This is a genomic window from Promicromonospora noduliphila, from assembly GCF_056951025.1.
Genome location: NZ_CM167806.1, coordinates 4,550,110 through 4,575,430 on the forward strand (window position 1 = coordinate 4,550,110; position 25,321 = coordinate 4,575,430).

At 73.7% G+C, this 25,321-nt stretch carries 20 protein-coding genes; 9 read left to right on the plus strand and 11 right to left on the minus strand.

Going from position 1 to position 25,321, the window contains the following annotated elements; translation table 11 throughout:
- The first annotated feature begins 243 nt into the window (after positions 1-243).
- Positions 244-1,005, plus strand: coding sequence for an IclR family transcriptional regulator (locus tag AC0QU1_RS19945; RefSeq protein WP_483571807.1), 762 nt, complete (start codon positions 244-246; stop codon positions 1,003-1,005).
- Here the strand turns inward: AC0QU1_RS19945 and AC0QU1_RS19950 are convergent.
- Together AC0QU1_RS19950 and AC0QU1_RS19955 are read right to left on the minus strand one after the other, a co-directional pair.
- A complete protein-coding gene (locus AC0QU1_RS19950) occupies positions 926-1,918 on the minus strand; it encodes a diacylglycerol kinase family protein (protein WP_483571809.1) in 993 nt (330 codons plus the stop codon). The two genes, AC0QU1_RS19945 and AC0QU1_RS19950, sit on opposite strands and share 80 nt — an antisense overlap.
- 9 nt (positions 1,919-1,927) lie before the next feature.
- Entirely contained in the window at positions 1,928-3,538 is a 1,611-nt protein-coding gene (locus AC0QU1_RS19955) for an FAD-binding oxidoreductase (RefSeq protein WP_483571810.1), read from the minus strand.
- Positions 3,539-3,558: 20 nt separating this feature from the next.
- Between AC0QU1_RS19955 and AC0QU1_RS19960 the strand changes: the two genes are divergently transcribed.
- Positions 3,559-4,215, plus strand: a complete 657-nt coding sequence (locus AC0QU1_RS19960) for a TetR/AcrR family transcriptional regulator (RefSeq protein ID WP_483571812.1) — start codon at positions 3,559-3,561, stop codon at positions 4,213-4,215.
- A 32-nt stretch (positions 4,216-4,247) separates the two neighbouring features.
- Positions 4,248-5,837, plus strand: a complete 1,590-nt coding sequence (locus AC0QU1_RS19965) for a glycerol-3-phosphate dehydrogenase/oxidase (RefSeq protein ID WP_483571813.1) — start codon at positions 4,248-4,250, stop codon at positions 5,835-5,837.
- Here AC0QU1_RS19965 and AC0QU1_RS19970 read toward each other — a convergent pair.
- Positions 5,834-6,601, minus strand: a complete 768-nt coding sequence (locus AC0QU1_RS19970) for a phosphatase PAP2 family protein (protein ID WP_483571814.1) — start codon at positions 6,599-6,601, stop codon at positions 5,834-5,836. The two genes, AC0QU1_RS19965 and AC0QU1_RS19970, sit on opposite strands and share 4 nt — an antisense overlap.
- 160 nt (positions 6,602-6,761) lie before the next feature.
- The gene (locus tag AC0QU1_RS19975; protein WP_483571815.1) at positions 6,762-7,811 is read right to left on the minus strand and encodes a LacI family DNA-binding transcriptional regulator; all 1,050 of its coding nucleotides are present in this window, start codon (positions 7,809-7,811) and stop codon (positions 6,762-6,764) included.
- A 158-nt stretch (positions 7,812-7,969) separates the two neighbouring features.
- On the opposite strand from AC0QU1_RS19975, the gene AC0QU1_RS19980 reads away from it, so the two are divergent.
- From AC0QU1_RS19980 to AC0QU1_RS19995, 4 genes are all read left to right on the plus strand, one after another.
- Positions 7,970-8,887: a carbohydrate ABC transporter permease gene (locus AC0QU1_RS19980; protein WP_483571816.1), complete on the plus strand. Its 918-nt coding sequence runs from the start codon at positions 7,970-7,972 to the stop codon at positions 8,885-8,887.
- A gap of 3 nt (positions 8,888-8,890) precedes the next feature.
- Complete coding sequence (locus AC0QU1_RS19985) at positions 8,891-9,823, plus strand: carbohydrate ABC transporter permease (RefSeq protein ID WP_483571817.1); 933 nt, start codon at positions 8,891-8,893, stop codon at positions 9,821-9,823.
- Between the two features lie 65 nt (positions 9,824-9,888).
- On the plus strand, positions 9,889-11,235 hold the full coding sequence (locus tag AC0QU1_RS19990; protein WP_483571818.1) for an ABC transporter substrate-binding protein: 1,347 nt from the start codon (positions 9,889-9,891) through the stop codon (positions 11,233-11,235).
- 112 nt (positions 11,236-11,347) lie between these two features.
- Positions 11,348-13,237: a glycoside hydrolase family 35 protein gene (locus AC0QU1_RS19995; RefSeq protein ID WP_483571820.1), complete on the plus strand. Its 1,890-nt coding sequence runs from the start codon at positions 11,348-11,350 to the stop codon at positions 13,235-13,237.
- 307 nt (positions 13,238-13,544) lie between these two features.
- Here AC0QU1_RS19995 and AC0QU1_RS20000 read toward each other — a convergent pair whose 3' ends face one another.
- The 5 genes from AC0QU1_RS20000 to hutH all read right to left on the minus strand — a co-directional run bounded on the left by AC0QU1_RS20000 (position 13,545) and on the right by hutH (position 21,747).
- Positions 13,545-14,849 (minus strand): amidohydrolase family protein, encoded by a 1,305-nt coding sequence (locus AC0QU1_RS20000; RefSeq protein WP_483571821.1) that lies wholly within the window; start codon positions 14,847-14,849, stop codon positions 13,545-13,547.
- Positions 14,846-16,327: a formimidoylglutamate deiminase gene (locus tag AC0QU1_RS20005; protein WP_483571822.1), complete on the minus strand. Its 1,482-nt coding sequence runs from the start codon at positions 16,325-16,327 to the stop codon at positions 14,846-14,848. The genes AC0QU1_RS20000 and AC0QU1_RS20005 overlap by 4 nt, the downstream gene beginning before the upstream one ends.
- Positions 16,324-18,180 carry a Zn-dependent hydrolase gene (locus AC0QU1_RS20010; RefSeq protein WP_483571823.1) on the minus strand — a complete coding sequence of 619 codons (1,857 nt, stop codon included), beginning with the start codon at positions 18,178-18,180 and terminating at the stop codon, positions 16,324-16,326. The genes AC0QU1_RS20005 and AC0QU1_RS20010 overlap by 4 nt, the downstream gene beginning before the upstream one ends.
- The gene (gene hutU / locus AC0QU1_RS20015; protein ID WP_483571825.1) at positions 18,177-19,880 is read right to left on the minus strand and encodes a urocanate hydratase; all 1,704 of its coding nucleotides are present in this window, start codon (positions 19,878-19,880) and stop codon (positions 18,177-18,179) included. Before hutU ends, AC0QU1_RS20010 begins: the two co-directional genes overlap by 4 nt.
- Positions 19,881-20,013: 133 nt before the next feature.
- Positions 20,014-21,747, minus strand: coding sequence for a histidine ammonia-lyase (gene hutH, locus AC0QU1_RS20020; protein ID WP_483571827.1), 1,734 nt, complete (start codon positions 21,745-21,747; stop codon positions 20,014-20,016).
- Positions 21,748-21,932: 185 nt separating this feature from the next.
- Between hutH and AC0QU1_RS20025 the strand changes: the two genes are divergently transcribed.
- Positions 21,933-22,700 carry an IclR family transcriptional regulator gene (locus AC0QU1_RS20025; protein ID WP_483571829.1) on the plus strand — a complete coding sequence of 256 codons (768 nt, stop codon included), beginning with the start codon at positions 21,933-21,935 and terminating at the stop codon, positions 22,698-22,700.
- Positions 22,701-22,713: 13 nt separating this feature from the next.
- Here AC0QU1_RS20025 and AC0QU1_RS20030 read toward each other — a convergent pair whose 3' ends face one another.
- Both AC0QU1_RS20030 and AC0QU1_RS20035 read right to left on the minus strand, forming a co-directional pair.
- On the minus strand, positions 22,714-23,022 hold the full coding sequence (locus AC0QU1_RS20030; RefSeq protein ID WP_483571831.1) for a DUF7677 family protein: 309 nt from the start codon (positions 23,020-23,022) through the stop codon (positions 22,714-22,716).
- 48 nt (positions 23,023-23,070) lie between these two features.
- Positions 23,071-23,736: a Type 1 glutamine amidotransferase-like domain-containing protein gene (locus AC0QU1_RS20035; protein ID WP_483571832.1), complete on the minus strand. Its 666-nt coding sequence runs from the start codon at positions 23,734-23,736 to the stop codon at positions 23,071-23,073.
- A gap of 377 nt (positions 23,737-24,113) precedes the next feature.
- Between AC0QU1_RS20035 and AC0QU1_RS20040 the strand changes: the two genes are divergently transcribed.
- A complete protein-coding gene (locus AC0QU1_RS20040; RefSeq protein ID WP_483571833.1) occupies positions 24,114-25,289 on the plus strand; it encodes a UDP-N-acetylglucosamine--N-acetylmuramyl-(pentapeptide) pyrophosphoryl-undecaprenol N-acetylglucosamine transferase in 1,176 nt (391 codons plus the stop codon).
- Positions 25,290-25,321 lie beyond the last annotated feature (32 nt).

Genomic DNA, 25,321 nt, shown 5'->3' on the forward strand with positions numbered 1-25,321 from the left:
TCGGAGGGTACTTGCCTGATATCGCCAACTTCAGGTAATTTCACTGATTCGTCGTATCTGTGCATCTTCATTGATCGCAGCGGGTGAAAAGGCCCGTGTCGTGTCGTGCGCTGTGGCTTCGGCCAGGCCCGCGGCTACCATGTGAGCAAGAGCACACACACTTTTGCATCCTCGAACCACACTGTCGAGACCTCCGGGGTCGAGACCACAGTCGAAAACGGTACCGTCGAGCAAGGGGGGCACGTGACACTGGACTCCGAGCGAGAACGCCCGGACGACCTGGTGCAGAGTGTGGCTCGCGCCTTTCGCGTCCTCGAGGTCGTCACCCGTTCCCCTGGCCTTCCGGTCAAGGCGATCGCGCGCCGCAGCGGCCTCAACCTCTCCACCACGTACCACCTGGTGCGCACGCTCGCGTACGAGGGCTACGTGACGCGGCTCAAGGACGGCACCTACGACGTCGGCGAGCAGGTGAGCCACCGGTTCTACGAGCAGCTCGGCTCGCTCGGCCGTGGTCCCAACACCCGCGAGGTGCTGCGCCACCTGGCCCAGACCACGGGCTACAGCGCCTACCTCGGCCGCATCAGCGCAGGCCGCGTGATCGTGGTCGACTACTCGGAGGCCAGCGGCTCGCCCTACCTGGAGGACCTGGAGCGCGGGCTCGACGTGTCCGCCCACGCCACGGCACTGGGCAAGGCCCTGCTGCTGGCCATGTCCCGCCGGGAGCGGCACGAGCTGGTGATCGAGGCCGGGATCCGCCGGTTCACCGCCCGCACGACCCCCGACGTCACCACGCTCGACGCGCAGCTCGCCCGGCTGCGGCCGAACGCCGTGGTCGAGGAGCACGGGGAGTTCCGCGACGACCTCGCCTGCGCCGCCCACCTGGTCCCCCGCCGCCCCGGCGACGACGCCGCGTGGGCGGTCGGCCTCAGCGTGCCCGGCGAGATCGTGCCGCAGTACGCCCGCCGCGAGCTGAGCCTTGCGGCGGGAGACCTGGCGACGGTCTGACGGGCACGCAGAGCGTCAGCGCCTCCCGGTGGGCCTCGATCGTCACCGGCACCGGCCCCACGTGCTCGCCGTCGGCGTAGGTGACCAGGCCTACGGGGGCCTCCAGGCGGACGGCGGGCGCGCGCAGCGTGGTGACGTCGGGCCGCCCCACGTGGGTGCCCGCCTTGATGAGCGGGTCGAACGCGAGCACCTTGAACCGGCCGACGGCCTGCACCAGTGTGACGTCGAGCAGCCCGTCCGTCGGGTCGGCGTCCGGGCAGATCGGCACGCCGCCGCCGTAGGTCCTGGTGAGGCCGACCGCCAGCATGTAGCCGTCCTGCTCCAGCGGCGGCGCCCCGGCCGGCCGCAGGCGGTACCCGAAGGTCCGCAGCCGCAGCCACTCCAGGTAGACGGCGACCAGGTAGCGGGACCGGCCGGTCGGCCATGTCATGCGGTTGGTGCGCTCGTTGGTCAGCGAGTCCAGGCCCGCGCACAGCACGGTGACGAAGTGGCGCACCGTGCCGTCGTCGGCCGTGATGGTGCCCGTGTCCACGCGGCGGCGGGCGCCGTCGAGTGCGAGGTCCGCGGCGGCCGCCGCGTCGTCCAGCGGGATGCCGTGCTCCCGGGCCAGGTCGTTGCCCGTGCCCGCGGGGATGACGGCGAGCGGGATCCCCGCCTCCAGCACGGACGGCAGCACCGACGAGATGGTCCCGTCGCCGCCGGCCACCACGAGTACGTCGGGCCGCTCGTCGACCGCCTGTCTGCCGAGCGCCACGGTCTCGTCCGCGCTGAGGCCCTGGTAGACCTTGACGTCGGCGCCCCTGGCCCGCAGCCGCTCGACCGCGACGTACCCGCCGTCCGCGCCGACGCCGCGGCCCGAGGCCGGGTTCACCAGCACCGCGACGTGCCCGGCCCGGCCTGACTGCTCTGTCATGCGGGAAACCTACCGGCTCACGAGGGTGCCCGGGTTCATGATCCCCGCCGGGTCCAGCTCCGCCCGCACCGCCCGGAGCAGGCGCAGGCCCGCCTCGCCGATCTCCCGCTCCAGCCAGGGCGCGTGGTCCACGCCGACGCCGTGGTGGTGGCTGATCGTGCCGCCCGCCGCCAGGATCGCGTCGTTCACGCGGGCCTTCACCCGGGCCCACGGCTCCAGAGGCTCGGTGCCGAGGCCCGCGACCACCGTGAAGTACAGGGAGGCGCCGGTCGCGTACACGTGCGAGACGTGGCACAGGATGCGGTTCTTCGCGTGCTCCTCGGCGAACCCCTCCGCCAGCGCCGCCGTGACCCACGCCTTGAGCACGTGCAGGTTCGACCAGGTCGTCGCGGTCTCCAGCGTCTCGCAGAACACGCCGGCGGCGAGCAGCGCGTCGCGCAGGTATGGCGCCTTGAACCTGCCGCGGTCCCAGGCCGCCGCCAGCTTCGTGGCGGCGGGCGTACCGCCCGCCTCGCGCAGCACCCGGGTGGTGGCCTCGCGGCGCGCGGCGGCCAGGTCGGCAGGCCCTTCGTGCAGCACGACGGCGGAGCACCCCCTGGCCAGCGCCTTGCCGATGCTGCCGACCTGGGCCAGGGACACCGCGGTCTCCTCCTCGTCGGACAGCCGGAGCACGGTGGGCCCGGTGCCGAGCTGGGCCACCCGGCGCAGCGCGTCGGCCCCTGCGGCGAAGTCCGGGAAGGTCCAGGCGTCGAACAGCCGAGCCTCGGGGGTGGGGTGCACACGCAGCCGCACCTGGGTGATCACGCCGAACGCGCCCTCCGAGCCGAGGAACCAGCGCACCAGGTCCGGACCCGCCGCCGAGCCGGGCGCGCGGCCCAGGTCCAGCGTGCCGGTCGGCGTCACCACCCGCAGGCCGGTGACCATCGCGTCGAACCGTCCGTACCCGGCGGAGTTCTGGCCCGACGACCGCATCGCGGCGAACCCGCCGAGCGTCGCGAACTCGAAGCTCTGCGGAAAGTGCCCCAGCTCGAAGCCCCGCTCCGCGAGCGCCGTCTCGGCGTCCGGTGCGCGCGTCCCGGCGTGGAAGGTCGCCTCGTGGGCGACGTCGTCCAGCGCGACCAGCCCGCACAGGCGGCGCAGGTCGAGGCTCACCACGCCGCGGTGCGTCCCGGCGTCCGGCTCCAGGCCGCCGGTCACGGCGGTGCCGCCCCCGAAGGGCACGACGGCGAGGTCACGCTCGCCCGCGACGGCCAGCACGGCCGCCACCTCGTCCTCCGACCCCGGCAGTACCACCGCGCCCGGCGCCGTCTGCACGGCCTGCCGACGGCGCAGCAGGTCCGGCGTCGACTTGCCGCCGGCGTGCCGCAGGCGGGTGTCGTGACCCGCGTCGACGTGCGCCTCTCCGACGGCGCCGGCCAGCGCCGCGAGGTCGGCGTCGGGCAGCGGCGGGGTGCTGATCGTGACCTCGGCGAGCCGGGGCGCGGGCCCCGGCCGCGGCGTGCGCCCGAGCACGGCGGCGAGCAGCAGCTTCACACCGCCCGGGAGTCCGTGCGCCCGCGCCGGGTTGCCCCAGCCGTCCCACCGCATGTCGATGTGCTCGTCCTCCGGCTGGGTGCTCATGCGTTACAGTCTTACACAAGATGACAATTCGTAATGCACCCCCAGGGGCACTCTCGCTGACGTCGAACGGCCCGGACGACGCCGCCAGCCAGGACCCCGCCGACCCGGACGACGCCGTCCGCGACCGCATCGAGGCGCGCCTGCTGGAGGCCGCCGCCGAGCTCGTGGCCACGCGCGGCACGCGCGGCCTGTCCATCGCGGAGCTCGCCCGGGCCGCCGGCGTCTCGCGTCCAACGGTCTACCGCCGCTGGGAGTCCGCCGACGACGCCCTGCGCGCCCTGATCGCGCACCGCGCGCGGCTCGTGATCACCGCGGTCGGCCCGCACGCGGCCGACCGCGCCACGCTCGTCGACAAGGTGGTCCGGTTCGGCGAGCTGTTCCACGCCGACCCCGTGTTCGGGCGCCTCCTGGCCAAGGAGCCAGAGGTCTTCACCCGGTACGCGTTCCAGCGGATCGGGCGGTCGCAGCGCGTCCTCCTCGAATGGCTGGCCGCCGCGATCGCCGCCGCCCAGGAGGGCGGCACGGTGCGCACGGGCTCGGCCACGGACATGGCGGTCATGGTGCTGCTCATCTCCCAGTCGGCGGTGCTCTCCCACCGCACGGTCACCACGGTGATCGACGCCGGGGCGCTGCGCGCCGAGCTCGCCCGCTCCCTCGACGGGTACCTCCGCCCCTGACGCCCCGGCGTCCCCACCCGGAAGCAGGACCGATGCGCAGCACCGCCCTCACCGCCCGGCGCCGCGAGCGCGAGCTCGACGAGCTCGCCGCCGAGACCGTCGACCTGCTGGTGGTCGGCGGCGGCGTGACGGGCTGCGGCGTCGCGCTCGACGCGGCGGCGCGCGGCCTGTCCGTCGCGCTCGTCGAGGCCCACGACCTGGCGTGGGGCACCTCGCGCTGGAGCTCCAAGCTGGCGCACGGCGGCCTGCGGTACCTGGCCACCGGCGACGTCGGCGTGGCCCGCGAGAGCGCGCGCGAACGGCACGTGCTGATGACCCGCACCGCGCCGCACCTGGTGCGCGCGCTGCCGCAGGTGCTGCCGCTCACCCAGGGCGTCGGACGGCGGCAGGGCATCACGGCAGGCCTCGGGTTCGGCGTCGGCGAGCTGCTGCGGCGCGACGCCGGGACGCCGTCCGACGTGCTGCCGGGACCACGCCTGGCCCGCCCGGGCGAGGCCGCGCGGCTCGTGCCCGCGGTCGCACGCGAGCATCTGCACGGCGCGTGGGTGGCGCACGACGGTCAGCTCGTGGACGACGCCCGGCTCGTCGTCGCGCTGGCCCGCACCGCCGCCGGGCGCGGGGCGAAGATCCTCACGCGCGTGCGGGCCACGGAGCTGCGCGCGGACGGCGCGACCCTGCGGGACACGCTCACGGGCGCCGGCCTGACCGCGCGGGCGCGCGTGGTCGTGAACGCGACGGGCGTGTGGGCGGGGACGGTGGACCCCTCGGTAAGGCTGCGGCCGAGCCGCGGCACGCACGTCGTGCTGCCCGCCGCCCGGCTGGGCAGCCCGTCCGGCGCCCTGATGGTGCCGGTGCCCGGCTCCGGCTCGCGGTACGTGTTCGCGCTGCCGGTCCAGCTCGGCCGGGTGATCGTCGGCCTCACCGACGAGGAGGCGCCGGGTCCCGTCCCGGACGTGCCGGTGCCCACGCGGTCCGAGATCGACTTCCTGCTGGCGACCGTGTCCCGCGTGCTGGAGCGCCCCCTGCTGCCCGACGACGTCGTGGGCGCCTTCGCGGGGCTGCGACCCCTGGTGGACTCGGTGCTGCCGGGCGACGGCCCGGCGGTCGTGTCGTCCGACGTCTCGCGCAGGCACCTCGTGGAGGTGTCGGCGGCGACGGGCGCGGTGAACGTGCTGGGCGGCAAGCTGACGACCTACCGGGCCATGGCCGAGGACGCCGTCGACCTGGCGGTCAAGCACGCCGGGCTCACCGCGGGACCGTGCTGGACGGCGGACCTGCCGCTGGTGGGGGCGCCGGCCGCGCCGGCCCGGAAGGCGCCCGGCGGGGCGGCCGCACCCGTCGCGCCCGCTGCGCTGGTCGCCCGGTACGGCGCCGAGGCCGCCGAGGTGCTGGCGACGGCGGCGCTGCCGGGTGCGGCATCCGCCGTCGGACAGGGCATCGCGGGCACGGAGCACCTGGACGTCACGCGCGCAGAGGTCGAGTGGGCGGTGACGCACGAGGGGGCGCTGGACGCGGACGACGTGCTGGACCGGCGCACCCGCATCGGCCTGGTCCCGGCGGACCGGGCGGCGGTGCACGACGTCGTGCGGGAGCTGGTGGCGGAGACCCTGGCGCGGCTCTAGCCGGCGACCGGCCGCTCTGGTTTTCGGCGCGGGGCGCGCAGCACGGACAGCGACACCATGCAGGCGATGAACCCGAGCAGCCAGCCGCCGGGGATGTCGCTCAGCCAGTGGTAGTCGAGCCACGACATCAGCGCGCCCGCGACCATCACGATCACGGCGACCACGACGATCAGCTTCCGCAGCCGCGCGACGTTCGGGTAGAGGCCGGCCTGGGAGAACAGCAGGCACAGGATGAAGAACCCGGTGAAGAAGGTGTTCGACGCGTGGCCCGACGGGAACGCCTGGCCGCCGGCGTGCAGCACGTCCATGTTGTGGTGCGGGCCCGTGCGCCCGAGGCCGAACTTGGTGCCGTAGCCGATCACCGCGATGGTCACGAGCCCCGCCAGCACGGCCAGCATGGGCCGGCGCGTGCCGACCTGCCAGACCGAGCCGGGGCCGCCCTGCTTCCACGCCACGTAGAAGGCCGTGCCTGCCACCATCGGGATGGTGCACAGGCGCTCGCCCGTGATGGTCGCGACGACGTCGAGGAAGACCTTCTCCCAGCCCACGGGCTGGTTGGCGTCCACGTAGTAGTGGAACTGCCAGTCCCAGGCGATGAACGGGCCGCGGACCACCACCTGCCAGATGCAGACCGCGAAGACCAGTGCCCCGATGGCGGCGGCGACGGCCGAGCTGCGCCAGGTCGGACGGGTCGGCGTGTCGAGCAGAGCCCCTGGTGGTCGTGACTCCACTCGTGCTGCACCCCTGCCCTCTGATAGCGCCATCGAGCCGATCCTACGGGTTTCAGGGTGAATGTTCGGTACCAGAATTGTGTCTGACGGGCGCCTCGGGTAACGATCCCGCCACGGTCGTACCCGCTCACGGGCGGCGATGCCTCACCCGCCCAAGGCCGGCGTGGGCAGGGTCACGCCCCCGCTGTGCGGGTCACGCCCGGTGCGCCGGAGGCGGGGCGGTGCTCGAGCGCACCGTGAGCTCGACGGGCACCACCTCGTGCAGGGCCTCGGGCCCAGCCGCGCCGACGGCGTCCCGGGCACCCGGGTCGCGCTGCGCGCGGACCTGCCGCAGCAGCCGGGCCACGAGCCGCCGGCCGATCTCGTCGAAGTCCTGGACCACCGTCGTCAGCGGCGGCCAGAGGTGCTCGGCGAGCAGGATGTCGTCGAACCCCACCACCGACACCTCGCCCGGCACGGCGCGGCCGGCCTCGTGCAGCGCCCGGAGCACGCCGGCGGCCATCTCGTCGTTGGCGCAGAACACGGCGGTGACGTCCGGGTCGGCCGCGAGGCGGCGTCCGGCGGCGTACCCGGAGGCCGCCGTCCAGTCCCCGGCCAGCGCCTCCGGCACCGGCCGCCCCGCCGCCTCGAGCTCGGACCGCCAGGCCTCTGCCCGCATCTGCGCCGGCGACGACGACGCGGGCCCGGCCACGTGGTGCACGGTGCGGTGGCCCAGGTCCAGCAGGTGCCGCGTGGCGCGCCGCGCGCCGTCGGCCTGGTCGGCGCCGACGGCGGGGTGGCGGCCGACGAACCGCGAGTCCGAGACGACGACGGGCAGCCGCGACGGCAGCGCGAGCGTCTCCGGGTCGACGGTCTCGGCCCGCACGATCACCAGCCCGTCGATGGCCTGGTGCGAGAGCCGGGCCGCCGCGGCGGAGACGACGTCGGACGACGGGCTCTCGACGTCGAGCAGCGTCACCGTGTACCCCTCGGTGCGGGCGGCCTCCACGACCGCCTCGACGGTGCGGGACTCGCCCGTGCGGGCCAGCCGGTGGGCGATCATGCCGATGGTGCGGAAGTTGCCGTACCGCAGGGCGCGCGCCGCCGTGTTGGGCGCGTAGCCGAGCGTCGCCATCGCGGCGAGCACCCGGTCGCGGGTGGCTGGCCGCACGTTGGCCAGACCCATGGACACGCGCGACACGGTCTGCGTGGACACGCCGGCGAGCGCGGCGACGTCGGCAAGGGACGGACCTCTGCCCTCCACAGCAACCACCTCCTCGTGGTGCGATGACTGGTTCTGGTGACGCGCCCTACCAGCGGCTTGACACCTCGTAGACTCACGAGCACTGTAGGCCCCGCCACCATGTTCACGTCAACACCGTGGTGCGGGCGCGGTTGCCCGCATACGTGAAGGAGCCTTCCTTGACCACGCTCGCATCGCCGTCTGCCGTCCCGCGGACGCCGCGACGGCTGCGCCGCAACTCACGCTGGACGGGCTGGGGGTTCGTCGGGCCGTTCATGGCGGTCTTCGCTCTCGTCTTCCTCGCGCCGATCGCGTACTCCCTGTACCTGAGCATGTTCCAGACCCAGCTCGTCGGCGGCACGTCCTTCGTCGGGTTCGCGAACTACGGGCGGGCGCTGACCGACCCGCTGTTCTGGGACGGCGTCGGCCGCGTGACCCTGTTCCTCGTGGTCCAGGTGCCCGTGATGCTGGGCATCGCGCTGCTGGTGGCGCTGGCGATCGACAGCGGGCGGCTGTACGGCCGCGACTTCTTCCGCCTCGCGATCTTCCTGCCGTATGCGGTGCCCGGCGTCGTGGCCGCGCTGATGTGGGGCTTCATGTACGGCGAGCGGTTCGGCCTGGTGGGCAACATCAACGAGGTGTTCGGCACCGACATCCCCGACCCGCTCGCCTCCGCCCTGGTGCTCCCCGCGATCGGCAACGTCGTCACGTGGGAGTTCGTGGGCTACAACATGCTGATCTTCTTCGCGGCGCTCCGCGTGGTGCCGGTCTCGCTGTACGAGGCGGCAGAGATCGACGGCGCCGGACCCTGGCGGGTGGTCAGCGCGATCAAGCTGCCCGCCATCCGCGGCGCGCTGGTGGTCGCGACGATCTTCTCGATCATCGGGTCGTTCCAGCTCTTCAACGAGCCGAGCGTCCTGACGCCGCTGTCGCCGAACTACATCTCGACGCACTACACCCCCAACCTGTACGCCTACTCGCTGTCCTTCTCGGGTCAGCAGTACAACTACTCGGCCACCGTCGCGATCATCATGGGCCTGCTCACGATCGTCGTGGCCTACGTCGTGCAGGTGCGCGGCATGCGCAAGGAGGCGTGACCCATGAGCACCAACGTCCTGCTGAAGGCGCCGTCGGTCCGCGCAACGAGGAGCCGGCGGCCGCGCCTGCGGAGCGCCAGGAACACCTTCGCCAACCCGCGGCGCAGCGTCACGATGACCGTGCTCACGGGCCTGGTCGGCCTGTACGCCCTGATCCCGCTGGTCTGGCTCGTCATCACCTCGACAAAGACCCAGGAGGAGCTGTTCAACACGTTCGGCCTGTGGCCGGCCGAGCGCTTCGCCCTCTGGGACAACATCGTGGGCACCCTGACCTACGACGACGGCGCGTTCCTGCGCTGGTTCGGCAATACGCTGCTGTACGTGGTGGTCGGCGCCGGCGGGGCCACCCTGCTCGCCGTGCTGGGCGGCTACGGCCTGGCGAAGTTCAGCTTCCCCGGCAAGCGCGCGGTGTTCGCCATCGTGATCGGCGCGGTGGCCGTCCCTGGCACCGCCCTGGCCGTGCCGACGTTCCTCATGTTCGCGAACATGGGCCTGACCAACACGCCCTGGTCGGTGATCATCCCCTCGCTCATCACACCGTTCGGGCTCTACCTCATGTGGACCTTCGCGAGCGAGTCCGTGCCGGACGAGCTCCTGGAGGCCGCCCGGCTCGACGGCGCGAGCGAGGCGCGCGCCTTCTTCCAGGTGTGCCTGCCGATGATGGCGCCTGGCATCGTCACGGTGCTGCTGTTCACCATGGTGGCCACGTGGAACAACTACTTCCTGCCGCTGATCATGCTGCGCGACCCCGCCTGGTACCCGCTCACGCTCGGCCTGGACGCGTGGAACGCGCAGGCCACGACGGCGGGCGGCGAGGCGGTCTTCAACTTCGTCATCACCGGCTCGCTCCTGACCATCCTGCCGCTCATCGCGGCCTTCCTGCTCCTGCAGCGCTACTGGCAGTCGGGTCTCGCTGCCGGGAGCGTCAAGGGGTGAGCACCACCGTGCGTGTCCTGTCCGGCGAGATCTCCTGACCACGAAGCGAGAGGAACAACCACCACATGTCTACCCGCCACCGCCGCGCCGCGGCAGCGCTCGCCGCGGCGAGCGCCCTGGCAGTCACCCTCACCGCGTGCGGCGCCGGGTCCCCGGAGGGCGGCACGGCCACGGCCGAGCCGGTGTCCGCCGAGGAGATCGACGCAGCGCTCGAGGAGGGCGGCGACCTCCTCGTGTGGGCGTGGGAGCCCACGCTGGAGCAGGTCGTCACCGACTTCGAGGCGGAGTACCCGAACGTCGACGTCGAGCTGGCGAACGTCGGCACGGGCAACGACCACTACGTGGCGCTGCAGAACGCGATCAGCGCGGGGTCGGGTGTGCCCGACGTCGCGCAGGTCGAGTACTACGCCCTGCCGCAGTTCGCGATCTCCGACGCGCTGGCCGACCTCACCCCCTACGGGGCGGCCGAGCTGGAGAGCACGTACTCGCCCGGCACCTGGGGCGCGGTGTCCGACGGCACGGCCGTGCACGCGCTGCCCATGGACTCCGGCCCGATGGCCATGTTCTACAACGCGCGGGTGTTCGAGGAGGCCGGCGTCGAGGTGCCGACCACGTGGGACGAGTTCGTCACCGCGGCCGAGGCGATCCACGCGCACGACCCGGAGACCTACATCACCGCCGACAACGGCAGCGCCGGCTTCACGACGTCGATGATCTGGCAGGCCGGCGGCAAGCCGTTCCAGGTGGACGGCACCTCCGTCACCGTGAACCTGGCCGACGAGGGCACGGTGAAGTTCGCCGAGCTGTGGCAGGGGCTCATCGACGACGGCCTGGTCGCCGACATCCCCGACTGGTCGGACGAGTGGTTCCAGGGCCTGGGCAACGGCACCATCGCCGCCCTGGTCACGGGCGCCTGGATGCCGGCGAACCTCGAGTCGGGCGCCGCTCCGGCATCGGGCGACTGGCGGGTGGCGCCCATGCCGCAGTGGACCGAGGGCGCGAACGAGACCGCCGAGAACGGCGGCTCGTCGCTCGCGATCACCGAGGCGAGCGAGAAGAAGGCGCTGGCCTACGGCTTCCTCCGGTACGCGAACGCCGGCGACGGCGTGCAGACCCGCCTGGACAACGGCAACTTCCCTGCCACGACGGCGGACCTGACCGACCCGGCGTTCCTCGCCGAGGAGCCGGAGTACTTCGGCGGGCAGCGGATCAACGAGGTGCTGTCCGACTCGGCCGCGAACGTGGTGCCGGGCTGGCAGTACCTGCCCTACCAGGTCTACGCGAACAGCGTGTTCCCCGACACTGTGGGCCAGGCGTACACCGGCTCCACGCCGCTCGCGGACGCGCTGGTGTCGTGGCAGGAGTCGATCGTCTCCTACGGCAACGAGCAGGGCTTCACCGTCAGCGAGTGAGCCACGGCGCGTAGCCACCTGGACGACGGCGGGGGCCGCCCCCGCCGTCGTCCCTTGTCCGCCCCTCTCAGCAGCACCACCCGAGTCCCACCGCACCACCGAGGATCCCCAGATGCCCACGTTCGACATCGGCCAGGACGACTTCCTGATCGACGGCCGCCCGATGCAGGTCGTCAGCGGCGCGCTGCACTACTTCCGCGTGCACCCCGACCAGTGGGCCGACCGCATCCGCAAGGCCCGGCTGATGGGCCTGAACACCATCGAGACGTACGTGGCGTGGAACTTCCACGCGCCAGAGCGCGGCGTGTTCGACCTGGACGGGCGGCGCGACCTGGGGCGGTTCCTCGACCTGGTGGCCGCGGAGGGCCTGTACGCGATAGTGCGGCCGGGCCCGTACATCTGCGCGGAGTGGGACGGCGGGGGCCTGCCGGCCTGGCTGCTGGCCGACGACGCCGTCGGCGTGCGCCGCCACGAGCCCGGGTTCCTGGCCGCCATCGGCGAGTACTACGCGAACCTGCTGCCGCTGGTGGCCAAGCGCCAGGTGACGAACGGCGGGCCGGTGCTCATGGTGCAGGTCGAGAACGAGTACGGCGCCTACGGCGACGACCCGCTGGCGGAGCGGCAGAAGTACCTGCGGGCGCTCGTGGACCTGACCCGCGAGCACGGCATCGACGTGCCGCTGTTCACGTGCGACCAGGCGGACGACGAGATGCTCGCCCGCGGCGGTCTGCCGGAGCTGCACAAGACGGCGACGTTCGGCTCGCGGACCACCGAGCGGCTGGCCGTGCTGCGCCGGCACCAGCCGACCGGGCCGCTGATGTGCATGGAGTTCTGGAACGGCTGGTTCGACTCGTGGGGGCTGGAGCACCACGTGGCGCCCGCCGAGACCAACGCCGCCGACCTGGACGACCTGCTCGCGGCCGGCGGGTCCGTGAACCTGTACATGTTCCACGGCGGCACCAACTTCGGGCTGATGAACGGCGCCAACGACAAGGGCATCTACCGGCCCATCACGACGTCGTACGACTACGACGCGCCGCTCGCCGAGGACGGCACGCCGACCGCCAAGTACCACGCCATGCGCGAGGTGATCGCGCGGCACCTGCCGGTGCCCGATCTCACCGGGCCTGACCTGGCCGGGCCTGACCTGGCCGCGTCCGATCGGGACGGCACCATGGGCAGGCGGCCCGCGCCGGTGCTCGACGTCGCGCTCACCGCCCACGTGCCGCTGGCCGACGCGCTGCCCGCGCTGCTCCGGGACGAGCCGCGCGCCTTCGCCGCGGTGCCCACGATGGACGACCTGGGCCTGTGGTCGGGCTTCGCGGTGTACCGCACGCACGTCCGGGCCGACGACGCCGTGCTCAGCGTCGGCGAGGTGCGCGACCGCGCCGTCGTGCTGCTCGACGGCGAGCCGGTGGGCGTGCTCGACCGCGGGTCGCACACGTTCGCCGTCGCGCTCCCGGGCCGGGCGGGCGAGCTGACGCTCCTGGTCGAGGACCAGGGGCGGGTCGACTACGGGCCACGGCTCGGCGAGCCGAAGGGCCTGATCGGCCCCGTGCGCACCGCGGTGCGCACCCTGGACGAGTGGACGGTGGCGGCGCTGCGGGTCGAGGACGCGCCGGAGCTGCTGCGGGCTGCGCTGGACGGCGGTGCGGGCGACACGGGCGGCCTGGTGAGCGACGCGGACGCCGTCGGCGGTGGCGGTGGCGCGGGTACGGCCGGTGGCGGCGCTGCCGCCCCCGGCCTGTACCGCGGCACGTTCGACTCGGTGGCGGGGGCCGACCACTTCCTGCGGCTCGACGGCTGGACCAAGGGCCTGGCCTGGGTCAACGGCGAACTACTGGGCCGGTACTGGAGCCTCGGCCCCACGCACACGCTGTACGTGCCCGGGCCGCTCGTGCGCGACGCCGGCAACGAGCTCGTGCTGCTGGAGCTGCACGGCGCGGCGCGTGCGCGGGCGTCGTTCGTGAGCGGCCCGGACCTGGGGATCACCGAGCAATAGAGACCGCTGCAACCGGCTCCGCCTCACCGACCGCTCCGCTCGACAACCGGCTCTGCTCCGCGGACGGCTCTGACTCCTGGGAACAATGTTCCTCCCGGAGATGTGTTGCTCCGAGTAGACATCGTCTACTCGGAGCAACACACACCCGCGAGAGAAGTCCCGCCCCCCCCCCGGACCTCGGTCCCCGCCAGATCTCGGCTCCTCCCAGACCTCGGATCTTCGCCAGCCTCGGGCATCCCCCAGCCGCGACCCGGCGACGTCGAACCTGGTTCGAGCGCGTCCAGCAACCAGCCGGCCCTGTCGAAGGTCAGACCCGCTCGCCGTCCTGCCAGACCTGCGCCACCAGCGGCACGCCCGGGCGGTAGGCCAGGTAGGTGTGGGTGGGCACGTCGAGCACGGTGAGGTCGGCGCGCGCACCGACCCGCAGGTGGCCGACGTCGTCCCGGCGCAGGGCGAGCGCGCCGCCCGCCGTCGCCGACCAGAGTGCCTCGGCGGGGCTCATCCGCAGCTCGCGCACCGCGAGCGCCACCACGAACGGCATGGACGACGAGTAGCCGGAGCCCGGGTTGCAGTCGGTGGCCAGCGCTACGGGGATGCCGGCGGCGAGCAGGCGCCGGGCGTCCGGGTAGGGCGAGCGGGTGGAGAACTCGACGGCGGGCAGCAGGGTTGCGACCGTACCTGTCCCGCTCGCCCCGCCGAAGCCGGCTGTCCCGCCGCCCGCGGTACCGCGGCCGGAGCCCCAGGAATCCGCCAGCGCGTCCACGTCGCCGTCGGACAGGTATGTGCAGTGGTCCACGCTCGCCGCCCCGACCTCGACCGCGAGCCGCACGCCGGGGCCGGGCGCGAGCTGGTTGCCGTGCACCCGCGCGCCGAGTCCGGCCCGCAGGCCCGCGCGCAGCACGGTCCGGGCCTCGTCCTCGTCGAAGGCGGTGGGCGCAGCGGGCTCGCAGAACACGTCGATCCAGCGGGCGTACGGCGCGCAGGCGACGAGCATCGGCCCGGTCACCAGGTCGACGTACCCGGCGCGGTCGTCGGCGTACTCGGCCGGGACGGTGTGCGCGCCGAGGAACGTCGTCTCCGGCGTGAGCTCCCCCGCGATGCGCAGCGTGCGGGCCTCGGTGGCGACGTCCTGGCCGTAGCCGCTCTTGATCTCGACGGTCGTGGTGCCCTGCGCGAGCATCTCGCGCACCAGGGCCCGCCCGCGCGCTCGCAGGGCCTCCTCGCCCGCCGCGCGCGTGGCGGCCACCGTGGTCGCGATGCCGCCCCCGGTGTACGGCTCGCCGGTCATGCGCGCGGCGAACTCCGCCGCGCGGTCGCCCGCGAACACGGTGTGCGAGTGCGAGTCCACGAAGCCGGGCAGCACGGCACGGCCCTCCAGGTCGACGGCGATGTCCGCGGCGGGCGCCGACGCCGCCGGCCCGGTCCAGGCGATCCGTCCCGCATCGATGACGACGGCGGCGTCCCGCACGATGCCGAGCAGGTCCCGGTCGGCGCCGCCCGGCCCGCTGTCCGCGTTCCTCGGCCCGGTGTCCGCACCGCCCGGCCACGGCCCCGCACCGTGTGCCGGGTCGTTCGTGACGAGTTCGCCGATATTGGTCAGCAGCACGCTCATGCTTCGCTCCCCTCCGTCGTCGCGACCGGTGTCGCGGCCCAGAGCTCCTCGATCGCGTCGGCCAGCATCCGCGCGACGTCCCCCGCCCGGTGCTCGCCGTGCCGAACGACAAGCTCCCCGCCCGCCACGACGTCTGACACGTCGCCCGCACCCGCCACGAGGACCACCTGCGCGGGATCGGTCCCGGCGGTACGCGCGGTGTCGAGGCGTATCGCAACCAGGTCGGCGGGCGCACCCACGGTGATGCGCCCGGCGTCCGGCCGGCCGAGCGCGGCGTGCCCCGCCGCCGTCGCGACGTCGACCAGCGTCGCCGGGTCGAACGAGCCGCGCCGTCCGGTCGCGAGCCGCTCGTGCTCCTCGACGCCGCGCGCCTCCGCGAGCACGTCGGCCGTCACGTGCTGGTCCGTGCCGACCGACAGCGGGCTGCCCGCCCCCAGCAGCCGCGCTCCGGGGGCGATCCCGTCGGCGAGGTCGCGCTCCGTCGTCGGGCAGAGACAGACGCCCGTGCCCGAGGCGCCGAGCAGCGCGACGTCGTCGTCGGTCAGGTGCACCGCGTGGACGGCGGTGGTGCCGGGGCCGAGGGCTCCGGTGTCGTGCAGCAGCCTCGTCGGCGTGACGCCGAAGGCCGCGAGCGCCGCCTCGTTCTCCGCCGGCTGCTCCGACAGGTGGACGTGCAGCGGCGCACCGGCTCGGCGTGCCCAGCGGGCCACCTCGCGCAGCTCGTCCGGCGCGAGCGCCCGCACCGAGTGGGCTGCGGCGCCGACGAGCACGCGGTCGTCGTCGGCCCAGGCGGCGCGCAGTGCGTCCACGCGCGCTGCCCACGCCTCGACCGAGCCGTCGCCGAACCGTGCCTGCTCGGGCGCGAGCGGTGCGTGGCCGTCGGGGCCGAGGCCGCCGTGCAGGTAGCAGGTGTCGAGCAGCGTGAGGTGCACCCCCGCGTCCCGGGCCGCGGACCGCAGTGCCTCTGCCATCGCGTTCGGGCCGCCCTCGGACGCCGGGTGCGGCGTCCCGTCGGCGCGGTGGTGCACGTAGTGGAACTCGCCGACGGCGGTGGTCCCGCCCAGCGCCAGCTCCGCGTACACGGCGCACGCCAGCCGCTCGTACCGCTCCGGGGTCAGGGCCGCGGCCAGCGCGTACATCCCCTCGCGCCAGGTCCAGAACGATCCGCCGCCCCAGCGATCCTGGTCGCTGCGGGTCCGGTCAGCGTTGCCGTGCGTGCGCCCGCGCAGGGCGCGGTGGAACGCGTGCGAGTGCGCGTTGGCGAGCCCGGGTAGCACGATCCCACCCAGCCGCGTATCGCCGTCCGACGCCGGGACGCCGGGCTCGACGGCGACGATCCGCCCGCCGGAGACCTCGACCCGGACCGACTCGACGACACCGCCGGGTGCCTCGCTGGGGCCGAGCGCTCCCCCGCTGGACGCCCCACCTCCGACCGCCCCACCTCCGGTCAGCCAGGCCCGCTCGCACCAGAAGCTCATCGGCTCTCCCCACCCACGACCGGCTCCCCGCCATCCGGCCCCGACTCCCGGCTGTCCGCCCTCGACTCCCCTTCGAGACCGAGGTTCCATGGCTTTGAGCCGTCCGAAAGCGAAGAAACCTCGGTCTCGAAGGGACGGGGGCTCGCCGTCGTGCCGACGGACCGGCCGGCTGGCCTGGACGGCACCGCCGACTCGGCCGACACGGACGACTCCTCGAGCAACCCGGCGAGCCCTCCCGACGACCAGGCCGACGCTCCCGACGACCCAGCCGTGCCTCCAGACGACCCGGTCGGCGTCGACAGCAGGTCGGCGAGGACGGCGGTCAGGGCGCGCACGGCGGCTTCGCAGTCGGCCTCCTCCGCGAACTCGGCCGGGGAGTGCGAGACGCCCGTGGGGTTGCGCACGAACAGCATCGCGGTGGGCACACCCGCGGCGGCGAGGATGCCGGCGTCGTGCCCCGCGCCCGTGCCGATCACCGGGGCGGGCAGGTCGGAGCCGGGCCGCCCGACGACGTCGGCGAGCCGCGCCGCGAGCGCCGGGTCGAACACGGTGGCGGGCGTCCAGGACTCCTCGACGGGCTTCCACCGCCCAAGCCCGCCGCCGGCGCCGGTCACCGCCCTTCCCAAGCCGCCCGGTCCACTCACCCCCTCCCCCATGCCACCGCCAGATCCCGTCGAACGCAGGACTGGTCGCTCCAAGGAGCCTGTTTCCGCTACTGCTCCTGCGCTCACCGGATCACCGATCACCGATCTGACCGCGGCCTCTTCCGCCGCGCGGGCGTCGATCCAGGCGCGCACGCGGGACGGGATCGCGTTGACGCCGTTCGGCTCGACCTCGACCTTGGCCAGCGTCGCGAGCGCCCCGGCCCGCTCGGCGGCGGCGCGGACGTCGGTGATCAGCCGCGCGAGGTCGAGCATCGGGTCGTGCCGGTGCGCCAGCGGGGTGGTGCCGGCGTGGTTGGCCTCACCGGCGAGGTCCACGCGCCAGCGGCCGTGCGGCCAGATCGCGGCGCCGACGGCGACCGGCGCCTCCTGCTCCGGCGGCAGGTCGGCAAGGTAGCGGCCCTGCTCCACGTGCAGCTCGACGAACACACCGATGCGGGCGAGGGCCTCGGGGTCACGCCCGTAGTGCTCAAGCGGCACACCGCCGGGGCCGATGCCGCCGAGCGAACCCACCGAGCCCAAGCCCGAGCCGCGCCCGGAGCTCCGGCCACCAGCCCGGACGAGCACGTCCGCGAGGCTGTCCCCCGCCCGGTCCCGCAGCGCAAGTAGCCGCTCCGCCGGGACCGTCCCGGTAACCGCCCGCGAGCCGAGGCACGCCAGCCCGAACCGGGCGCCCTCCTCGTCGGAGAAGTTCACGATGCCCAGCGGGCGCGCGGGAACGACCCCGGACGCCCGCAGCGCGTCCAGCGCCGCGAACGCACTCGCCACCCCGAGCGGCCCGTCGAACGCGCCGCCGCCGGGCACCGAGTCGAGGTGGCTGCCGGTCACGACGCCCGGCCCGTCGGCGTCCGGGTCGCCCCACCACGCCCACTGGTTCCCGGCCCGGTCCACGATCACATCCAGCCCCCGAGCCGAAGCCTCGGCGGCGAACCACTCCCGCAGCGTCAGATCGTGCGGGGTCCAGGCGAACCGCTCGTACCCGCCGGACGGCGCCCGCCCGACGTCGGCGATCGCCCGGAGCAGCCGGCCCACCGCCGTCGTCCCGACTGCTGCCGACCCACCACGCACCGCAGCCGCGCTTCCCGCCGCTGCCGCCGCACCCACCGTTGGCCTCCCGTCCGACGCAGGCACCGCATCTGCCGCACCCTCGGCTCGCGCCCCGCCCGCGTCGCGCGCACCCGCTCCCGTCACGCCCCCTCCCGCATCGGCACGCGCAGCCCGCCGCGCTCGGCGGCGGCCACGGCGTCGTCGTACCCGGCGTCCACGTGCCGGAGCACGCCCGTGGCCGGATCGTTCGCGAGCACCCGCGCGAGCTTCTCGGCGGCGAGCGGCGTCCCGTCCGCCACGGACACCTGCCCCGCGTGGATCGAACGCCCCATGCCGACCCCGCCGCCGTGGTGGATCGACACCCATGTCGCACCCGAGGCCGTGTTGACCAGCGCGTTGAGCAGCGGCCAGTCGGCGATCGCGTCCGAGCCGTCCGCCATCGCCTCGGTCTCCCGGTACGGCGACGCGACGGACCCGGAGTCCAGGTGGTCGCGCCCGATGGCGACCGGCGCGGAGATCTCGCCGGAGGCCACGAGCTCGTTGAACCGCAGCCCGGCCGCGTCCCGCTCGCCGTGCCCGAGCCAGCAGATCCGGGCCGGCAGCCCCTGGAAGGCGACCCGCTCCTGGGCGGCGCGGATCCAGCGGCCCAGGTGGTCGTTGTCGGGGAACAGGTCGAGCACCGCCTGGTCGGTCACGGCGATGTCCCGCGCGTCCCCGGACAGCGCCGCCCACCGGAACGGCCCCTTGCCCTCCGCGAACAGCGGCCGGATGTACGCGGGCACAAAGCCCGGGAAGTCGAACGCCCGGCCGTACCCGCCCAGGCGCGCCTCGTCGCGGATCGAGTTGCCGTAGTCGAACACCTCGGCTCCCGCGTCCAGGAACCCGACCATGCCCTCGACGTGCCGGGCCATCGACTCCCGCGCCCGCTCGGTGAACCCTTCCGGATCCTTCGCAGCGAGGTCCGCCCAGTCCTCCAGCGCCACGCCCGACGGCAGGTACGACAGCGGGTCGTGCGCCGACGTCTGGTCGGTCACGACGTCGACCTCAACGCCCCGGCGCAGGAGCTCCGGCACGACGTCCGCGGAGTTGCCGACCACGCCCACCGACAGCGCACGCCCCTCCCGCTTCGCGGCCACCGCCAGCTCGACCCCCTCGTCCAGCGAGGAGGCGACGACGTCGAGGTACCGCGTCTCGACGCGCCGGTGCAGGCGGGCCGGGTCGACGTCGACCACGAGGCACACGCCCCCGTTGAGCGTGACGGCCAGCGGCTGGGCGCCGCCCATGCCGCCGCAGCCGCCGGTCAGGGTGAGCGTGCCCGCGAGCGTCCCGCCACCCAGCCCCTGCCCGCCCTGCCGGGCGGCGAGCTTGGCGGCCACGGCCGCGAACGTCTCGTAGGTGCCTTGGAGGATCCCCTGGGTGCCGATGTAGATCCAGGACCCGGCAGTCATCTGCCCGTACATGGTCAGGCCGAGCTGCTCCAGACGGCGGTGCTCTGGCCACGTGGCCCAGTCGCCCACCAGGTTGGAGTTGGCGATCAGCACGCGCGGCGCCCACTCGTGCGTCCGCAGCACGCCCACGGGCCTCCCGGACTGGACCATGAGGGTCTCGTCCTCGCGCAGGTCGGTGAGCGAGCGCACGATCGCGTGGTAGCTCGGCCAGTCCCGCGCGGCGCGGCCGGTGCCGCCGTAGACGACCAGGTCGTCGGGCCGCTCGGCCACCTCCGGATCGAGGTTGTTCATCAGCATGCGCAGCGGCGCCTCGGTCTGCCAGCTCCGCGCGGTCAGGGCCGTCCCGCGGGGCGCGCGGACGGCGACGGGGGTCCCCCGGTCGTACGGCTGGTTCATCTGGGTCTCCTTCGGCTCAGGCGGACAGTTGGGGCCGGGCGGTTCGGCTTGGACGGTTTCGGTCGAGCAGTTCGGCTCAGGCAGTTCGGGCAGGCAGTTCGGGCAGGCAGTTCGGCTCAGGCAGTTCGGCGGCTCAGTCCAGGTGTCCGACGGCGGCCGCTGCCGCCGCCTCGATCCGGCCGCCCGCCACGAGCCGCACCACGTGCTCGATCTCGGGCGCGAGATGACGGTCAGGTCCGGGTCCGGGCACGACGGCGCGGACGGCGTCGCGCACCGCTCCCGTACCCGCAGCCGGGGCGAGCGCGGGGGCCGACGTGTCGCCCGTGCCGGCCTGGGGGCCGGTGCGGAGGTCCAGCGCCCGCGTCGCCGTCAGCACCTCGATCGCGAGCACCCGGGTGAGCCCGTCCACGGACCGGCGCAGCTTGCGCGCCCCGGCCCAGCCCATGGACACGTGGTCCTCCTGCATGGCCGAGCTCGGAATGGAGTCCACGCTGGCCGGCACCGCGAGGCGCTTGAGCTCCGAGACGATCCCGGCGGCCGTGTACTGCGCGATCATGTGGCCGGAGTCCACACCGGGGTCGTGCGCGAGGAACGCAGGCAGCCCCTCCGACCGGGCGACGTCGAGGAACCGATCGGTGCGCCGCTCGCTCATGCTCGCCAGGTCGGCGACGGCGATGGCGAGGAAGTCCAGCACGTACGCGACCGGCGCCCCGTGGAAGTTGCCATTGGACTCCACCCGCCCGTCGGTGGTCACCACCGGGTTGTCGATGGCCGAGGCCAGCTCCCGGCCCGCCACCGTGGCGGCGTGCTCCAGGGTGTCGCGGGCGGCGCCGTGCACCTGGGGCGCGCAGCGCAGCGAGTAGGCGTCCTGGACACGGGTGCAGGCGGGGTTCCCGTCGTCGTCCAGCTCGCGGTGGCTCGCCATGAGGGGCGAGCCGGCGAGGAGCCGGCGCAGGTTCGCCGCCGACGCCGCCTGGCCCGGGTGCGGGCGCATGCCGATCAGGTCCTCGGCGAACGGCGCGTCGGAGCCGAGGAGGGCCTCGACCGACAGGGCCGCGGCGACGTCGGCCGTGGTGAGCAGCCGGCGCAGGTCGTGGATCGCGAGGCAGAGCATGCCGAGCATCCCGTCGGTGCCGTTGATGAGGGCCAGGCCCTCCTTCTCGGCGAGCACCAGGGGTTCGATCCCGGCGTCGGCGAGGGCCTGAGCGGCATCGACGAGCGCGGCAGTGCGGGCCGTGGCGGACGGCGGCGCGGGGCGGTCGGTCTCCGCCGCGGCGTGCTCGCCGTCGGACATGGGCACGACCCGCACCCGCCCCTCCCCCATGGCGGCGAGCGCGACGTGCGCGAGCGGCGCGAGGTCGCCCGAGCAGCCGAGGGACCCGTACTCGTGCACGACGGGCGTGATGCCGGCGTTGAGCATCGCCGCGTACGTCTGCGCGGTGACGGGGCGGGCGCCGGTGTGGCCGGTGGCGAGGGTCGCGAGGCGGAGGAGCTGCAGGGCGCGCACCACCTCGGTCTCGACCTCCGGGCCGGATCCAGCGGCATGCGACCGCACGAGGCTGACCTGGAGCTGGGCCCGCTTCTCGGCGGGGATGTGTCGCCGGGCGAGCGCGCCGAACCCGGTCGAGACGCCGTAGTGCGGCACGGTGTCGTGGGCAAGACCGTCGATGACGGCGCGGCTCCGCGCCATCCGGTCCAGCGCCGACTCGTGAAGCTCGACCGTAGCGCCGTGGCGGGCGACGGCGACCACCTGCTCGACGGTGAGCGGCGTGCCGTCGAGAACCACGTGCCGCGGCAGGTTGGGGTTGGCTGCGCGAACGGGCGCGCCGGCCGCGGGCCCGACTCCCGCATCGTGCAAGGTGCTCATGCGTCCATAGAACCTCGCCAAACCCTCCCCTGCCGCCCCGCCCCAACCGATAGAGTCTGGGATACGAGACAGTTGCCACGGCAAGAAGTTGTGGTCGGTAATCCGTCACATGATCGGTAGCTCGGAATGCCGATCATGTGACCGATTACCGACCACCCGCGCCGAGGAAGCGCCAAGGAGGCATAGTGGCCGGGAGCAGTGCCGTTCCTGCCGCCCGCGCGACGGCCCGGCTGCTCACGTTTCTCGCGGCGCAGCCCGGTCCGGTGCCCGCAGGCGCGATCGCGCACGGTATCGGGATGCCACGGTCCAGCGTCTACCACCTGCTGTCCGTGCTGCGCGACGAGGGTTTCGTGCGGCACTTCCCCGACGAGCGCCGCTACGGCCTCGGCCTAGCCGCTCTCGGCCTGGGCAGCGCATACACCCGGCAGGCGCCGCTCACCCGGCTCGCCACCCCGGTGATCGAGCGCCTGGTGGACGCGTGCGGGGAGAATGGGCACCTCGCGGTACTGAACGGCCGGGAGGTCCTGTACCTGGTGGAGCAGCGCGCGGCGGGACGCCCGCCCCTGGTGACCGACGTCGACGTCCACCTCCCGAGCCACCTCACCGCCAGCGGCCGCGCCGTGCTCGCCCTGCTGCCCCCGGCGCAGGTACGGGCGCTCTACCCGACGCCGGGCTCGTTCACCGACCTGACCGGCTCCGGACCGCGCACGCTCCGCGAGCTAAGGACCGTCCTCCGCGAGGCCCGCGCACGGGGATTCGCGGTGGAGGACGGCGAGGTCACGACCGGTTTCGCCTCGGTGGCCGCCGCCGCGGTGGACCACACGGAGCGCCCGGTGGCCGGGCTCGCGGTGACGTTCCGCTCCGAGTCCTACGACGACGCCGAGCGGGCCGGCCTGGCAGAGCAGGCGATCCGGGCTGCTCAAGAGGTGAGCCGGAGGCTGGGGGCGCGGTGACGAACCCTCACAGTCAGTAGAGCGCCATTTCCCAGGCCTCGAGTGCTGGTTCGCCCGGCGGCAGGTTCCCGGTGCAGTACTGGTACAGCCACACCGCCGCACGCCGCTCGGCGTACTTCTCGTTGACCGGCTCGCCCTCGTCGTCGAGCTCCAGGACGTTGGCGAAGATGGCGAACACGGTCTCCATCTGACTCGGGGAATCGCGCAGGTCGTCCCAGTAGTCGACCCCCTCGAGGAGCGGATGCCCGACCGATCCGCGAGCGACCCAACCCGCGAAGCGCCGCAGAGCGCCTGATGCCCCTGGGGGCAGATTGGTGGTCACACGGCGACTGTAGGGCCATCGGTGTTGTCCCGGGCGGCGCCGCACGACTCACGCCAGCCGCCGCCACACCCCCTCCGACACCACCCTGACCTCGCCGTCGACCACGATCGCCGTCTCGTCGTCGATCGCGTACGCAGGTCCGCCGAGGTCGGCCGCCCAGCGTTCAGCCGCGGCCGACGTGTTGTCCGTCAGCTCCGGGTGGTCGAGGTGAGGGAAGATCGAGAAGTCGACGACGCCGAGCGTGGTGTCGTCCCCGCCGTCGGGCGATGTCCATCCGACGAAGTCCTGGCCGATGCGCGGCGTCATCACCATGCTCCCCGCGCTCATGCCCACGTAGACGGTCCGGTCCAGTGACGGCAGGAGGTCCGTCAGGCCGGACTGCCGCATCCAGTGGGCGAGGTACAGGGCGTCGCCGCCCGCGACCAGCAGGACGTCGGTCTCGCGGACGAGCGGGACCCAGCGGTCCTCCGGGATGCTCGGCAGGGCGGTGAGTTCAAGGACGCCCACGGACTTCCAGCCGAGCCCGGTCAGGTGGTCCGACCGTCCGGTGATGAAGTCGTAGGCGTTCTTGCCTGGTCCGACCCACGGGTGCCCGTACAGCGCGGTGGGGATGCAGAGGGCGGTGCAGTCGGCGATCGGCCGGCCCAGGAGGTCGGTCAGCGCGGTCTGAATGGTTGGGTTCCGGACGCCTGCGGACGTGAGCAGGAGCTTCATGCGGGGGCCTCCCTGGATCGACGGACAACCCTGCAGACGGCGCGACGGCCGGAAACTCGTCGCAGGGCCGGCACCTTTTTCCGGTCGCACGCCACGACGCCGGTCGCGCACCAGGACGCCGGTCGCACGCCAAGACGTCAGTCGCGCACCAGGACGCCGTCGGCCCCAGCGCCCAGCGCCGTCGGCCCAGCACGCGGCCCCGCCCCCTCCGAAGCCAAACTTTCTCCGCTCCCCAGCCGGTCAGAGAGGAGAAAGTCTGACCCCGAGCCAACCCCGCTGACCTGCGGCGATCGATACCGCACTCGCGAAGCATCCGACCCTCGCCGACCGCTTAGAGTTGGCACCGCCCCCTACCCCTGCCGTCTTGGGAGATGTCTGTGAGTGCACACCCGCGCGAGTTCCGTCTGCTCGTCACCGGTGGGGGGACCGGCGGACATACCTACCCGGCACTCACGACCCTGCGCGCCCTCCAGGCGCGGCTGGCCGAGGAAGGCACCCCGGTCGGAGTGCTCTGGGCAGGGACCGCCAACGGGCTGGAGGCCAAGGTCACCGCGTCCGAGGGGATCCGGTTCATGCCCGTGGCCACGGGCAAGCTGCGCCGGTCGAGCAACCCGCTCGCGATGCTGTCGGCCACCAACATGAAGGACATGGCGCGCGTGCCGCTCGGTGTCGCGCAGGCGCGGTCGATCGTGGCCGAGTTCAAGCCCGACGTGATCCTGTCGACCGGCGGGTACGTCGCCGTCCCGGTCGGGATTGCCGCGGGCCTGTTGCGCCGTCCGCTGGTGGTGCACGAGCAGACGGTGCGGCTCGGGCTGGCCAACCGCCTCCTGGCCAAGCGCGCCACGCGCGTCGCGGTGTCCTCGCCGACGACGCTCGAGCTGCTGCCGGAGGCCGTGCGCGAGCGGACCGTGGTGACCGGCAACCCGGTGCGCGCCGAGGTGATGTCGGGCGAGGCGCTCAAGGCGGTCGACGCGCTCGGCCTGGACTCGTTCGACCCCGACCTGCCCGTCCTGTACGTCACGGGCGGGGCGCAGGGCGCGGTCCAGATCAACACGCTGATCGAGGAGTCCCTGCCGTGGCTCCTGGAGCGGGCGAACGTGATCCACCAGTGCGGGCCGAACAACCTCCAGGAGATGTTCGACCGCACCGCCACGCTCCCCGAGAACCTGGCGGCCCGCTACCGGGTGCTCGGCTTCGTGGGCGCCGAGCTGCCGGACGTCCTGGCTCTCGCGGACATCGTCGTCTCGCGCAGCGGCGCCGGGACGATCGCCGAGCTCACCGCGCTCGGCAAGCCGTCGGTGCTGGTCCCGCTGCCGTCGTCGGCCGGGAACGAGCAGGCGCACAACGCTCGCCGGCTGCAGGACCTGGGCGCGGCCGTCGCCCTGGAGGGCGACGTGACCTTCTCGGACCTCCGCGGGGCGCTGGCCGGCCTCCTGGACGACGCCGGACGGCGCAACCGCATGGCCGACGCCGCCCGGAGCCACGGACGGCCGGACGCCGCGGAGCGGCTGGTCGACGTGCTGCTGGAGGCCGCGCGGCCGATCAAGTCGTGAACGACCGAACCGGAGCCGGCCAACAACGGTTC